The following is a 13,245-nucleotide window of genomic DNA, read 5'->3' on the forward strand; positions in this document are numbered from 1 at the left end:
TTTCTAGGTTACTTGAAGCAACCGTCGTACAGGCAGGTGTTGAAGGCGTAGCGGATCTTGAACTCGCCACTCAGTACGTTATTGCGTTTGACGTAGGCTTCCCATTCCTTCAGCAACTCCGCCAGTTTTTCCGGCTCCTGTCTGGACAGGTCCTGCTTTTCGGCTGGGTCCTTGGCCAGATTGTACAGTTGCCACTCTCCTGCACCATAGGGCTTGGTCATCCATACCAGCTTCCAGTCACCGCTGCGCAGGGCGCGGCGTCCGAACAGCTCCCAGCCAATGGCGCGTTTGGGCAAGGCTTCGTCACGCAACGCCGGCAGGAACGACAGGCCTTCCATAGGATGAATCTTTTTGCCCTTGTAGGTGTTTCCTGGGTGCTCGGCTCCGGCCAGCTCCAGCAGGGTAGGCATGACATCCATCACATGAGCCACCTCGCTGCTGATCTTGCCCGGTTGTGTTACTGCGCCGGGATAGCGAACAATGGCTGGAACCGCGATACCACCCTGGGAGGTCATCCCCTTGAAGTACGGGAAGGGGGTAGAGCCAACCTGGGCCCACTGGGCACCATAATCGATATAGGAACCCTTTTTGCCCAGGTTGTCCCAGCTATTGTCGAAGTTGGCCGCTATCCATTCCCTGTTTCCAGGAAGATCCAGGGGGGTATTGCCATCGGCGCCGTTATCCGAGATGAACAGAATGAAGGTATTATCCAGTTCTCCTCTCTGGTCAAGATAGTCAATCAGCCGTCCAATATGATGATCCATGTTGTCCACCATGGCGGCATAGATTTCCATCGCCCTGGCTTCCATCTTCCGCTGATCCTCGGTCAGCTCATCCCAGGCCGGCAGCCCACCAGCCATGGGCGTATTGGCCTCAATCTCGGCGGGCAGCAGTCCCAGTTCCTGCATGCGTTTGAGACGCTCCGCACGGATTGCCTCATAACCCTCGTCATAGCGTCCGACATAACGATCCAGCCACTCGTCGGGGGCGTGCAAGGGCCAATGCGGGGCGGTATAAGACAGGATACCGAGGAAGGGACGCCCGGTCTCTCTGTCGGTCTCCATGTATTCGAGCATCTTGTCGGTGAAGAACTCGGAAGAGAAGAACCCCTCGGGCAGCTTTACTTCCTTCCCGTTTTCCCGGTAGATCGCCTTGGCTTCAAAGCTGTTGGCCCCGAACTGGTCATCGAAATGGCTGGCACTGCCCTGCTCCAGGATATAGGAGCGTTCGAACCCGCGGGCTGCCGGGCTACGTTCTTCACCCCGTCCGAGATGCCACTTGCCGGTGGTGTAGGTATGGTAGCCATTATCTTTCAGTACCTCGGCTATTGAGGCGACGTTGTCATTCAGGTAGCCCTCGTAGCCCGGTTCACCACGCTGGAAATCCTGCATCAGTTCCGCCATGTTCCCGAGGCCGGCCAGGTGGTTGTCTACGCCGGACATGAGCATGGATCTTGTCGGGGAGCAGGTTGGTGCCGTATGGAAGTTGCTAAAACGCAGGCCTTCCTCCGCCAGGGTGTCCAGATTGGGGGTGGCAATTTCCGCACCATAGCTCCCGATGTCGCTGTACCCAAGGTCATCGGCGATGAGGATCAGAAAGTTGGGCTTCTTTTCCTCTGCCATACTGCCAAAACTCATGGCGCCCAGAGCCAGTGCGGCCAAGCTTGCTTTTTTCCAGTTCATGATAAAACCATCTCCTTTGGTCATGGTGTCCCTTGCAGTATCACTCCATGATCAGGAGGGACGATATCAAGTGTGCGTGGCCAATATGATATATGCGCATATTTTTTCCAGCACAGGCCAGGACCGCTATCGTATAAGATCGATAAGTGGCTAAATGCATGGTAGAACCGGCTCGACCCAGGAGTGACTCCCATGCTCATAATTTTCCGCCTTCTGGCCTGTCTGCCTTTCTTGTGGGGCATGGCTGCCATGGGAAATGAGGCCCTTGACAGCCAGGGCAAGGCCGAATTGCGCTATGTGGGCAGCCAGCTTTGTGCCAGTTGTCATCAGGCCGAATTTTCCGCGTGGCGGTCGTCTCACCATGCTCTGGCCATGCAGCATGCCGATGAAGACAGTGTGCTGGGGGATTTTAATGATGCCACGTTTACCTACGCCGGTGTCACAAGCCGTTTCAGTCGCAGAGACGGACGATATTTCGTCGAGACTGATGGACCTAATGGCAAGCTCCAGGAATTCGAAATTGAATACACCTTTGGCTATGAACCGCTCCAGCAGTATTTGGTGTCAATAGGAGGAGGGCGCTTGCAGGCGTTGTCCATTGCCTGGGACTCCAGACCCGGGAGCGAAGGAGGCCAGCACTGGTTCCATCTCCACCCGGAAGACGCCGTTACCCACGAAGATGATCTGCACTGGACGAGGCCTGCTCAAAACTGGAATCACATGTGTGCGGACTGCCACTCGACAAATCTGCGCAAGGGCTATGACAGTGACAATGACAGCTTCAACACCACCTGGTCGGAAATGAGTGTGGGATGCGAGGCCTGTCATGGTCCAGGCTCCGGGCATGTCGATTGGGCGAAAAAGCCGGGCACCGACAAAAATCTGGGACTGTCCATTCGCTTGAGGCAGCATGGTCTGGGGCAGGAGGAGGAGGTATTGACTAGTGCCAATGGTGAGGTGGCCACCTGTGCTCGCTGTCACTCCTTCCGCAGCCAACTGGCCGAAGGTTATTATCCTGGCCAGGACTGGCTGGATTATTATCGGCCCGAGCCCCTGATTGAGCCCTTCTATCATATTGATGGTCAGCAACGGGAAGAGGTGTTTACCTGGGGATCCTTTGCCCAGAGCCGGATGCATGCCGAAGGTGTTAGCTGCAGCAGTTGTCATGACCCCCATACTCAGCAGCTCAAGGCTCAGGGCAACGATCTCTGTGTCCGTTGTCATACGGCTACCGAATATGACACCCCCGAGCACCATTTCCATCCGGTCAATACGGCGGGGGCTCAATGTGTCAATTGCCATATGCCGGCCACGACCTACATGGTGAACGACCCGCGCCGGGACCATAGCTTACGTATTCCAAGGCCGGACCGCACCCTGAATCATGGGACTCCCAACGCCTGTAACAACTGCCATGATGATCGCTCTGCCGAATGGGCTCAGCAGCATATCGAGCAACGATTTCCGGCGCGGACTCCCGGGTACCAGGAATTTGCCCAGGCTTTTTCCATGGTTGGAAGTCGTCACCTGGAGGCCGGCAAGGAACTCGCAAAACTGCTGACGGGGCAGGACCAGCCGGAGATTGTACGTGCCAGCGCCGCGGCCTATATGAATGAGCTTGAGGTGCCGTTCGAACACACTCCTCTGCAAGCCGGATTGGCAGACGCCAGCCCGCTGGTGCGACATGCCGCTCTGGTGACGCTGGCAGACAAACCGGGTGCCCTTGGGGAAGCGCAGCTGCTGGCCTTGCTCACCGACAAGAGTCGCCTGGTCCGCAGTGAAGCGGCCCGCCTGCTGGTCGGAAACGAAATCCCGGAGGCAGTGCGAAGCGTTTTCGAGGATGCGCTGAAAGAATACGAACAGGAGCTGCAGCTGCATGCGGACAGGGCCGATGGGCGAAACCGTTTGGCTTTGCTGCGTTGGCAACAGGGATTACGGGAAGAAGCTCTGGCGCAATTACGAAAGGCGGTACAGCTCGATGATCGGCATGTCGCCAGCTATGTGAACCTGTCGGACATGCTGAGAGCTGTTGGGCGTGAGACTGAGGCCTTGAGATGGTTGCAACAAGGGCTGGCCATTCGCCCGGATGCAGCAGCACTGCATTATGCAATGGGGCTGGCCAAGGTACGCCAGAAACAGCAGGAGCAAGCCAGGGAGCACCTCGAAAAAGCCCATTTGTTGGCACCCGGCGAGCCCCGGTTTGCCTATGCTTATGCGGTATCTCTGGCTCCCACAGCACCGGGTGAGGCACTGGCCGTTCTTTCCAAGGCGCTCGAGCTGTCACCTCGCCATCAAGAACTGCTCTGGGCCATGGCCACATACAGCCTGCAATATCAGGGGCCGGAGCAGGCCATGCCTTATGCCCGTCGTTTGCAGGAGATAGATCCCGAGGCGGCGCGGGTACAACGCCTGTTGAAAGTGATCGAGCATGCGGGTCGCTCTTCTGACGCTCCTGCTCCCTGATGGAAGTGGGTTAATCCGAGCGACCCAGCGTGACCGAGGGCAGTTCACCAAAGGTCTGCTTGTAGAGTGCGGTGAAATGACTGGGTTGAGAGAAGCCCCAACGATAGGCAAGATCGGCCAGCTGAATGTCTCCTGGTCGGTGGTGCTGAAGTAGTGTCCGCAATGCTTCCAGTCGGCGAAGCCGGTGATATCGAGCCGGGCTGGTTTGCAGGATGCGCTGGAAGCTCTGCTCCAGACTTCGTCGGCTGGTGGCGCAGGCCGTCAATAGCGCTGCCATGTCCAGTGGCGCCTCAAGATGGGCGTGGATATATTCCAGTGCCCGTTTGACGACGCCCGGTAGCGGTCCTGCCATGGGCTGTTCCTTCAATATCGGCATCAGTTGCAGCAAATTTTCACAGCACAGGTTGCGTAGCTGCTGGGCGCCGGTGTTACTGAACAGCAAGCCGTCATTATTGTTTACTTCGAAAGAAAGCAGGGAATGGAGTTGGGCCATGCTGCCGACGCCTGCGCACTCAGCGCCACAATGCCACCCTCTCGGACCGATGAGTGGCATATCGACGTTATGATATTGTTTCACATAATCTGCAAGGATATCCGGAGGCAGGGTAAAGACCACGGCCTGGGTGCTTTGGTGCCATGTCAGATCCACTTCATGGCCCGGAGCCAGCAGCAGGAGCTCTCCCACCGTCGCTTGCGATCCCTGGAAATGACATTCTACCGCGCCCCTGAGTGGCCGTATGGCATGCCAACTGGTCAGGGGAGTGGAGCGCACCCGTATTTCCTGTCCCACATCGGCACCAAAAAATTTCAGCCGTGACATCTGGAATCCGGTTAGTCTTACCCGACTCTTGATCACCCTGGTCGGGGTCACCGTCCGTTTTTCATTGAGCTCCCGATTCAGGATACTTTCGTATTCGTCATAAGCGGTGGTGGTCAGTAAAGGGCGAGACTCAAAGGGCAGGCCGGCCGGCATCATGGCTTGATTCTTCCAATGAAAAGCAGCTCACACGCGGAGCAGGATGTAATGAAGACATTCGCTGCCAAATAAAAGCCTGCCGCTATCAACAGGCTTTGGTTCTGCTGGCAGAGGGGCTTGAAACGTCAGGGTTCAAGCCTTTATCCGCTTACCAAACCACTACCGGCTTGATGGTTTTTCCTGATTCGGAGTCGGCAAAGGCTTCGTTGATTTGCTCCAGCGAATAGGTCTCGATAAGGCGATCAAACGGGAAGCGGCCTTGTTTCCACAGGGATACCAGGCGGGGAATGAACTCCTGGGGAACGGCGCTGCCCTGAACGATGGTCTTGAAGGTCCAGCCTTTGACCAGGGAGCCCCCGATTTCAAACGGGGCTTCTGTACCCGGTGCGGCGGCACCTACCAGCGCCAGAGTACCCCTGATGGACAGTCCCTGAGCGGCAGCCACCAGCAGCTTGGGAATGCCGGTGGTGTCCAGCACTGAATTGACGCCCGCACCATTGGTGATGCGCAGCAACTCTTCGGTGAGATCCACTTCCGAGGTGTTGATGGTGTGAGTGGCGCCCAGTTCCCTTGCCAGCTTCAGGCGGGACTCATGCCTGTCTACGGCGATAATGGTGGTGCAGCCGATGACGCGGGCGGCCATGACGGCGGCCATCCCGACAGCGCCGGTTCCGGTTACCGCAAAGGAGGACCCTGCGGTTGGGCGCAGTTCATTCAGCACGGCACCGGCACCGGTCTGGATGCCACATCCGAGTGGTGCCATCTTTTCCAGCGGTACGCTGGGATCTATCTTGATAATGCTGGACTCGCTGACATTGGCACGAGTGGCGAAGGACGACTGTCCGAAAAAATGGGACGATATGGACTCGTCGCCCTTCGATAGCGCGGTAGTGCCGTCCTCCCGGCAACCGCCAAAGTCCTGGGCAAAAAGATTCTCACAATATGCCATATGGCCGGTCTGGCACTGGCTGCACTTACGGCAATAAGCCGCGGACAGTACCACATGATCACCGGGAACCACAGATGTCACATCGGCGCCGACCTCTTCAACGATACCGGCGCCCTCATGACCCAGCACTGCCGGAAGCGGCGTCGGGTAGACGCCGTCACGGACAATGGCGTCGGTATGGCAGATGCCGGTGGCAACCATGCGAACGCGTACTTCGTCGCGACGCAGGTCATCAAGTTCCAGTTGTTCAATACTCAGCGGTGCCTTGTGCTGGCGGGCTACGGCGGCGGTAATGGTGGTCATGGAAACCTCTTGTCGTGTTCATGATGGATTAACAGGTACGGGCACCTTGGTGGGTGCCCGTACCACATTTATTTGAGATGCCGGATAGCATGCTCTTCGACATACTCCGCCATACCGGCGGCACCAAATTCGCGGCCTATGCCGCTCTGCTTGACTCCGCCAAACGGCATCCGCAGATCCAGGGATTCGAAAGAATGTGAGTTGATAAAGGTACTGCCGGCTTCTATGCGACGAGCCAGTGCCAGGCCTCTCTCGGCGTCCTGGGTCCAGATGGAAGAGCCCAGGCCATAGTCGCTGTCGTTGGCCCAGCCGAGCACCTGCTCCTCGGAATCATAGGCGACAACGGGAATGACGGGGCCAAACTGTTCGCAGGAGGTAATGGGAGCATCATGACCTGCGTCCCGCACCACGTGGGGAAGCACATAATAGCCGTTATGCCACTGAGCCGGATCCAGCTTGTGGCCGAGCTCGAACACCTTGGCGGGGCTGTCTTGTACTGCGGCAATGAGCTGCCGCACCCGATCGTACTGCGCCTTGTTGTTCAGCGGGCCAAAGGAGGCCTCCGGGTTCAGACCGTGCCCGACGCGGTACTGGGAAACGCGGTCGCACAGGGCATCGACGAAGGTGTTATAGGCGCTGCGCGGCACATAGATACGCTTGACTGCGAAACAGATCTGGCCACTGCGGGTGAAAATGCCCGGGAGCATTCTGTCCAGGGTTTTATCCAGGTCTGCATCGTCCAGTACGATGGCGGGGTCATTGCCACCCAGTTCAAGGGTCATGTTCTTCAACGTGCCTGAGGCACTGGTCATGATGTGGCGTGCCGTTGCCGTGCCGCCGGTGAACCCTATCTTGCGAACCAGAGGATGGCTGGTGAGCGCCTCACCGACTTCGGTGTCGCCCAAGACGACATTGAGCACGCCTTCCGGCAGTGCATCACTCAGGCGTTGCAGCAGCAGGGTCAATGCTGCCGACGCGAAAGGAGACGGCTTGAGAACCAGGGTGTTACCGGTGGCCAGGGCGGGAGCCAACTTCATCATGGTGAGTACCACGGGCATATTCCACGGCACTATGGCTCCGACCACGCCACGAGGCGCTTTTTCGATGCAGATGAAGCTTTGCTCGTCGTCGTAGGTGGTGGGCTCGAGAAAGGATTCCGCAAGGCTGGCGGTGTGCTGCAGCACACCGCTGCCGAGCATGAAGTCAGTCTGGGCCTCCCACAGAACACCACCGTGCTCCCGGACCAGGAGGGGGGCCAGGTCTGCACCACTCGACTGTACAATTTCTGCGGCCTTCATCAGGGCGGCTACTCGCTCAGCAACCGGTACGGACCGCCAGTGCTGGAAAGCCTGATGAGCTTTTTGCACGGCGCGATCAACATCCGCAGCCGTGCCCACGGCAAGGCGTGAAGCCACGGTGTCGAGGCGGCCTGGATCCTGATGATCACGGAAGTCGCTTGATGCTGCCCCCTGGTAAAGATGTTCGACGGTGGGTGGGGTGAACGAGTCGAAGTTGGTCATGGTTCCCTCGGATCTGGTTGTGGCGTGGGGTCATGGCTGCACACATGTGTAAATGCTGATATAGCTCATTCATGTGAAAGCCGACGCATTTTTGTTAATTATTTGTTGTTTTGAAAATCTAAAGGTGTTCAAGGTATTGATCCAGTCAATCTCATGAATATAGTTTATTCATAATATTTATAAGGAGGTGTAATGACACAGTTACAGGATATCGATCTGAATTTGCTGCTGGTGTTTCAACTCATGTATCGGGAGCGCAAGACAGGGGTCGTCGCCGAGCAACTTGGCTTGTCCCAGCCGGCGGTGAGCAATGCATTGGCCCGGTTGCGCAAGGCGCTGAACGACGAACTGTTCGAGCGCACCTCCAGGGGCATGAAGCCTACCCCCTATGCAGACCTGATCGCCGAGCCGATTGCCTATGCCTTGGCGACCTTGCAGGACACCATCAACTACCACGAGCGTTTCGATCCGCTCAGCAGTGAGCGTGCTTTTCGTATCGCCATGACCGATCTGGGGGAAATGTATCTACTGCCCAAACTGATGGCGCATCTGGCCAGGGTGGCGCCGGGGATCAGCATCACTACTGTGCGCAATAGCGGCGATTCGTTGAAAGAGGAGATGGAGGCCGGGAGCGTGGATCTGGCCATCGGGCTGCTGCCCCAGCTTGAAGCGGGCTTTTACCAACGGCGGCTGTTCGAGCAGCAGTACGTGTGCCTGATGCGCAAGGAGCACCCCCTGGCTGGCGGCCCCTTGGATCTGGAAGCTTTTTCCCAAGCCCGTCATATCGTCATCGAAGCCCAGGGCACCGGCCATGGCCGGGTGGAGAAGCTGCTGGCGCAAAGTGGGGTCAGCCGTATCGTCAAGCTTCGGCTGCCTCACTTCATGTCGGCACCTTACATAGTACGGGAGACGGATCTCATCGCCACCGTTACCGAAAAGCTGGCGCTGCAGACCATGGATACCTTGGGCCTGGTGGCGCACCACCATCCGGTAGCATTGCCCTCGGTGCAAATCAACCTGTTCTGGCATCGCCGGTATCATCAGGATACCGGCAGCATTTGGCTGCGAAGCCAGATTTTCAACCTCTTCGCCGAGTAGGTGAAGAACCCCTGCTTCGGCTCCTCCCGGACCAGTTTTATCGTCGATATACGAAAAATGATATGGTGGTATCTCAAAATATCATTATTCGACATGTATCGACCTGATGAAAAATGTTTGCTGATTGTGAACGGGTTGTTGATCGGTAAGGTGGTAATGCGTCCCAGCGTTGGTTGGAGTATTGCCACACCGAATATCAATAGTCTGTTCAGAAAACAAGGGAACTTGATTTTATCAATAGCAACCATGGAGTGAGTTGAACATGAAAAAAAGCAAAGTGGCACTGTCCGTGATATTGGCTACAGGAATGCTGAATGCAGGCGTGGTTGCTGCCATGCCGGTAGTGGAGGCTGGTCAACCCATTGTGACCGGCGAGCCGAGCCGGGTAGGTCCCCCCTGGAATCACCGCTCCACCATCAATATTCCCGGCACCAAGACCGATATTGCATTTGGTGGCTATGTCAAACTGGATATGCTGTACGATGCCGATTACGATCTGGGTGATGCCACCAGCCCTTTCGCGTTACTCAACCCGGCAGCTACCGATGGTCGGACCGACTTTACCGCCTATGAAAGCCGACTGAATTTCCGCAGCCATACTCAGACCGACTATGGCAATCTGAACACCTTTTTCGAGGTGCATTTCCTGCCCGACGGCAAGCTCAATTTGCGCCATGCCTATGGTGAGTATGCGGGGTTTCTGGCCGGTCACACCTGGACCAACTTTATGAGCTTTGTGGGGAGTACCCGCACTCTGGCACTCGGTGATCCCATCGGTTACGCCAACGAGCGACAAGGCCAGATCCGTTATACCCATCGGCTGGAGGATGGTGCTTTGTCGGTGGCTCTGGAGGATCCTGACACAGTAATTGCCCGCAATGATGCAGGTATTGCCAGCGAGGAAAGTCGTCTGCCGGACCTGACCCTGCGCTACGAATACCAGCGTATGTTGGCGCTGTCCGGTGTGGTGCGTGAACTGTCGACCAACGATAATATTCCCACAAATACAGTGGATGATAAAGTTACCGGATATGGGGTGCAGGCCCAGTTCAGCCTGCCGTTGCTAGCCAGTACCAAGTTGAACGGCAGCTATGCCATCGGTTCGGGTATCGGCAACTATATGGGCAATCCGGGTAATATCAACCATAAGCATGCGCCCGATGTTTATGTGCGTAATGGCAGCCTGGAAACGGTGGATATTCAGGGTGGTGGCGTATCACTCAACCATAACTGGACCCCCCAGTGGTTCAGCTCCATCGGCTATTCAAGAATTGAGCAGGATTTACCCCAAAACAGTGGTTATGACGGTTTGTTTGAAAAAATGGACTATGCATTTGCCAATGTCATCTGGGATGTTACCGAACGGCTGATGGTCGGCGCCGAGTATCAGTATGCCGATCTGAATACCATCGGTGGTGAAGAGCGTGACGCCAGTCGTCTGCAATTGAGCGCCCAGTATCAGTTCTGAAGTCATGTCAATGCCTACTGACATTTGTGACATTGCCCGCCGGTGGTTTCCGTCGGGCTTTGTTATTGAGTAGAATGTAAATAACTGATCCTAATGGTGCTACATCGGCCGGGCACCGCACACAGACACGCCGTAAACCCATCCCTGGGGGCTCCGCCGCGCTATCCCTGGCGCAGAGGGTCTGCTTAGTAGTACCTGCCCGCTGTCTTTATTGATCTACTATTCGGAACAGCTATTTATAGTGGTATTTAAGACAAAATGAATAAAGACATTGCCATTTACTTAAGGTTAGCGGCATTTTTCTTTCCGAGTGGAAGTGTGTTCTGGAGGGGCTTCAGCACCATCGGCTTCCCTCTCCGTTTTCAACCGCAGTGTGTTTTCCGCTCCGCCATCAAGCACAAAAAAGCCACCCGAAGATGGCTTTTTTGTTTTCGGCTGCGTCGTCATGGCGTCGTCCCCGTTTATGGCGGGAGCGACGGGTCTTATTTGGCGACACAATCCACGAAGTAGCGTGTTTCTCCCTGTTCTTCTTCCGCCACTAAACCGTGGATGTAGGTCTCGAAGCCGGGGAAGCATTGGTTGAATTCGCGGGCGAACTTGAGGTAGTTGACGATGATGTTGTTAAACGCCTCTCCCGGGATCAACAGCGGAATGCCCGGCGGATAGGGTGCGACCATCACTGCGGTGGTGCGGCCGGTCAGCTCGTCGAGCGGTACCCGCTCGATTTCCTTGTGGGCCATCTTGGCGAAGGCGTCCGCCGGTTTCATGGCCGGCACCAGATCGGACAGATACATCTCGGTGGTCAGCTTGGCCACGTTGTTTTCCTTGTAGATCTGATGGATATGATCACAGAGATCGCGCAGGCCCACCCGCTCATAGTGGGGGTGTTTCTGTACGAATTCCGGCAGTATCTTCCACAGCGGCACGTTGTTGTCGTAATCGTCCTTGAACTGCTGCAACTCGGTGACCATGGTATTCCAGCGACCCTTGGTGATGCCGATGGTGAACATGATAAAGAAGGAATAGAGTCCGGTTTTTTCGATGACGATGCCGTGCTCGGCCAGGTACTTGGTGACCACCACCGCCGGAATGCCGCTGTCGGCAAAATCGCCCTTCATGTTCAGGCCCGGCGTCAGGATGGTCGCCTTGATGGGATCGAGCAGGTTGAAGCCGGGTTCGATGTCGCCAAAGCCGTGCCAGCTGGCGTCGGCCTGCAGCATCCAGGCATCCCGTTCGTCCAGGCCGTCGTCGGTGAGATCATCCGGCCCCCAGACCTTGAACCACCAGTCGGCGCCGTATTCATCATCCACCTTGCGCATGGCGCGGCGGAATTCCAGGGCTTCCGCCAACGATTCTTCCACCAGGGCGGTACCGCCCGGCTCTTCCATCATGGCGGCAGCCACATCGCAGGACGCGATGATGGCATACTGCGGGCTGGTGGACGTGTGCATCAGATAGGCTTCATTGAACACATGGCGGTCGAGTCGCTTCTGTTCGCCGTCCTGCACCAGGATCTGCGAGGCCTGGGACAGGCCCGCCAGCAGCTTGTGGGTGGACTGGGTGGCGAACACCATGGAGTCATTGCAGCGTGGCCGGCCGGCGCCGATGGCGTGATAGTCGCCGTAAAAATCGTGGAAGGCGGCGTGGGGCAGCCAGGCTTCGTCGAAATGCAGGGTTTCAATCTCCCCGTCCAGCAGGCTCTTGATCTCCTCCACGTTATAGAGGATGCCGTCGTAGGTGGACTGGGTAATGGTCAGCACCCGGGGCTTGACGTCCGGGTTCTTGGCCAGGATCTCGCGGCAGAAGGGGTTGGCCTGCATCTTTTCGCGGATACGCTCCGGCTCGAATTCACTGCGGGGGATGGGGCCGATAATGCCGTAGTGGTTGCGGGTCGGCATCAGGAACACCGGCACCGCGCCGGTCATCATGATGGCGTGCAGTATGGATTTGTGACAGTTGCGATCCACCACGACGATGTCGCCGGGGGCCACGGTGGAGTTCCACACGATTTTATTGGAGGTGGAGGTACCGTTGGTCACGAAGAACAGGTGATCGGCGTTGAAGATGCGGGCGGCGTTACGCTCTGAGGCGGCCACCGGGCCGGTGTGGTCGAGTAGCTGGCCCAGCTCGTCCACCGAGTTGCAGACGTCGGCACGCAGCATGTTTTCGCCGAAAAACTGGTGGAACATGCGTCCCACCGGTGATTTCAGGAAGGCGACGCCGCCGGAATGGCCGGGACAGTGCCAGGAGTAGGAACCGTCCTGGGCATAGTGGGTCAGGGCGCGGAAAAAGGGCGGTGCCAGGGAATCCAGGTAGCTTTTGGCCTCGCGGATGATATGCCGGGCGACGAAGTCGGGGGTGTCTTCGTGCATGTGGATGAAACCGTGCAGCTCGCGCAGTATGGCGTTGGGTATATGCCGGGCGGTGCGGGTTTCGCCGTAAAGATAAATGGGGATATCCGGGTTGCGATGGCGGATCTGCTCCACAAAGCCGCGCAGCTGCTCCAGTACCGAATGGGCTTCCTCCCGGCTGCCGCCGAGCTCTTCGTCATCAATGGACAGCACGAAACCGGCGGCACGACTCTGTTGCTGGGCAAAGGAAGTCAGATCACCATAACTGGTGTAGCCCACCACATCCATTCCGGCCTTTTCGATGGCGGACGCCAGCTCACGGATGCCCGAGCCGCTGGTGTTCTCGGAACGGAAGTCTTCATCGATAATGACGATGGGAAAATAAAAGCGCATCAGGTTTCCTTTGGTTGCCGTAAACATGCTCTGTGGATGAGC

The 13,245-nt window shown here is 56.9% G+C and carries 8 protein-coding genes; 3 read left to right on the forward strand and 5 right to left on the reverse strand.

Annotated features, from left to right (window positions below):
• Positions 1-8: 8 nt before the first annotated feature.
• On the reverse strand, positions 9-1,682 hold the full coding sequence (locus tag C7H85_RS12085) for an arylsulfatase (protein WP_106730192.1): 1,674 nt from the start codon (positions 1,680-1,682) through the stop codon (positions 9-11).
• A 192-nt stretch (positions 1,683-1,874) separates the two neighbouring features.
• On the opposite strand from C7H85_RS12085, the gene C7H85_RS12090 reads away from it, so the two are divergent.
• Positions 1,875-4,145 (forward strand): multiheme c-type cytochrome, encoded by a 2,271-nt coding sequence (locus tag C7H85_RS12090; RefSeq protein WP_106729966.1) that lies wholly within the window; start codon positions 1,875-1,877, stop codon positions 4,143-4,145.
• Positions 4,146-4,155: 10 nt separating this feature from the next.
• On the opposite strand, the gene C7H85_RS12095 is transcribed toward C7H85_RS12090, so the two are convergent.
• The 3 genes from C7H85_RS12095 to C7H85_RS12105 form a co-directional block, all read right to left on the reverse strand.
• The gene (locus tag C7H85_RS12095) at positions 4,156-5,121 is read right to left on the reverse strand and encodes a helix-turn-helix domain-containing protein (RefSeq protein WP_106729967.1); all 966 of its coding nucleotides are present in this window, start codon (positions 5,119-5,121) and stop codon (positions 4,156-4,158) included.
• 148 nt (positions 5,122-5,269) lie between these two features.
• Complete coding sequence (locus tag C7H85_RS12100) at positions 5,270-6,373, reverse strand: NAD(P)-dependent alcohol dehydrogenase (protein ID WP_106729968.1); 1,104 nt, start codon at positions 6,371-6,373, stop codon at positions 5,270-5,272.
• Between the two features lie 68 nt (positions 6,374-6,441).
• The gene (locus tag C7H85_RS12105) at positions 6,442-7,893 is read right to left on the reverse strand and encodes an aldehyde dehydrogenase family protein (protein ID WP_106729969.1); all 1,452 of its coding nucleotides are present in this window, start codon (positions 7,891-7,893) and stop codon (positions 6,442-6,444) included.
• Between the two features lie 192 nt (positions 7,894-8,085).
• Between C7H85_RS12105 and C7H85_RS12110 the strand changes: the two genes are divergently transcribed.
• Entirely contained in the window at positions 8,086-8,991 is a 906-nt protein-coding gene (locus tag C7H85_RS12110; RefSeq protein WP_106729970.1) for a LysR family transcriptional regulator, read from the forward strand.
• 262 nt (positions 8,992-9,253) lie between these two features.
• Positions 9,254-10,459, forward strand: coding sequence for a DcaP family trimeric outer membrane transporter (locus tag C7H85_RS12115; protein WP_106729971.1), 1,206 nt, complete (start codon positions 9,254-9,256; stop codon positions 10,457-10,459).
• Between the two features lie 482 nt (positions 10,460-10,941).
• Here C7H85_RS12115 and C7H85_RS12120 read toward each other — a convergent pair whose 3' ends face one another.
• Positions 10,942-13,203, reverse strand: a complete 2,262-nt coding sequence (locus tag C7H85_RS12120) for an arginine/lysine/ornithine decarboxylase (RefSeq protein WP_106729972.1) — start codon at positions 13,201-13,203, stop codon at positions 10,942-10,944.
• Positions 13,204-13,245 lie beyond the last annotated feature (42 nt).

This window comes from Zobellella endophytica (assembly GCF_003012775.1).
Lineage (GTDB): Bacteria > Pseudomonadota > Gammaproteobacteria > Enterobacterales > Aeromonadaceae > Oceanimonas > Oceanimonas endophytica.

What these genes read in the sequence shown, in the direction of transcription:
- C7H85_RS12085 (WP_106730192.1), bottom strand. Translation starts at nt 1,682, where the DNA reads ATGAACTGGAAAAAAGCAAGCTTGGCCGCACTGGCTCTGGGCGCCATG.
- C7H85_RS12090 (WP_106729966.1), top strand. Translation starts at nt 1,875, where the DNA reads ATGCTCATAATTTTCCGCCTTCTGGCCTGTCTGCCTTTCTTGTGGGGC.
- C7H85_RS12095 (WP_106729967.1), bottom strand. Translation starts at nt 5,121, where the DNA reads ATGATGCCGGCCGGCCTGCCCTTTGAGTCTCGCCCTTTACTGACCACC.
- C7H85_RS12100 (WP_106729968.1), bottom strand. Translation starts at nt 6,373, where the DNA reads ATGACCACCATTACCGCCGCCGTAGCCCGCCAGCACAAGGCACCGCTG.
- C7H85_RS12105 (WP_106729969.1), bottom strand. Translation starts at nt 7,893, where the DNA reads ATGACCAACTTCGACTCGTTCACCCCACCCACCGTCGAACATCTTTAC.
- C7H85_RS12110 (WP_106729970.1), top strand. Translation starts at nt 8,086, where the DNA reads ATGACACAGTTACAGGATATCGATCTGAATTTGCTGCTGGTGTTTCAA.
- C7H85_RS12115 (WP_106729971.1), top strand. Translation starts at nt 9,254, where the DNA reads ATGAAAAAAAGCAAAGTGGCACTGTCCGTGATATTGGCTACAGGAATG.
- C7H85_RS12120 (WP_106729972.1), bottom strand. Translation starts at nt 13,203, where the DNA reads ATGCGCTTTTATTTTCCCATCGTCATTATCGATGAAGACTTCCGTTCC.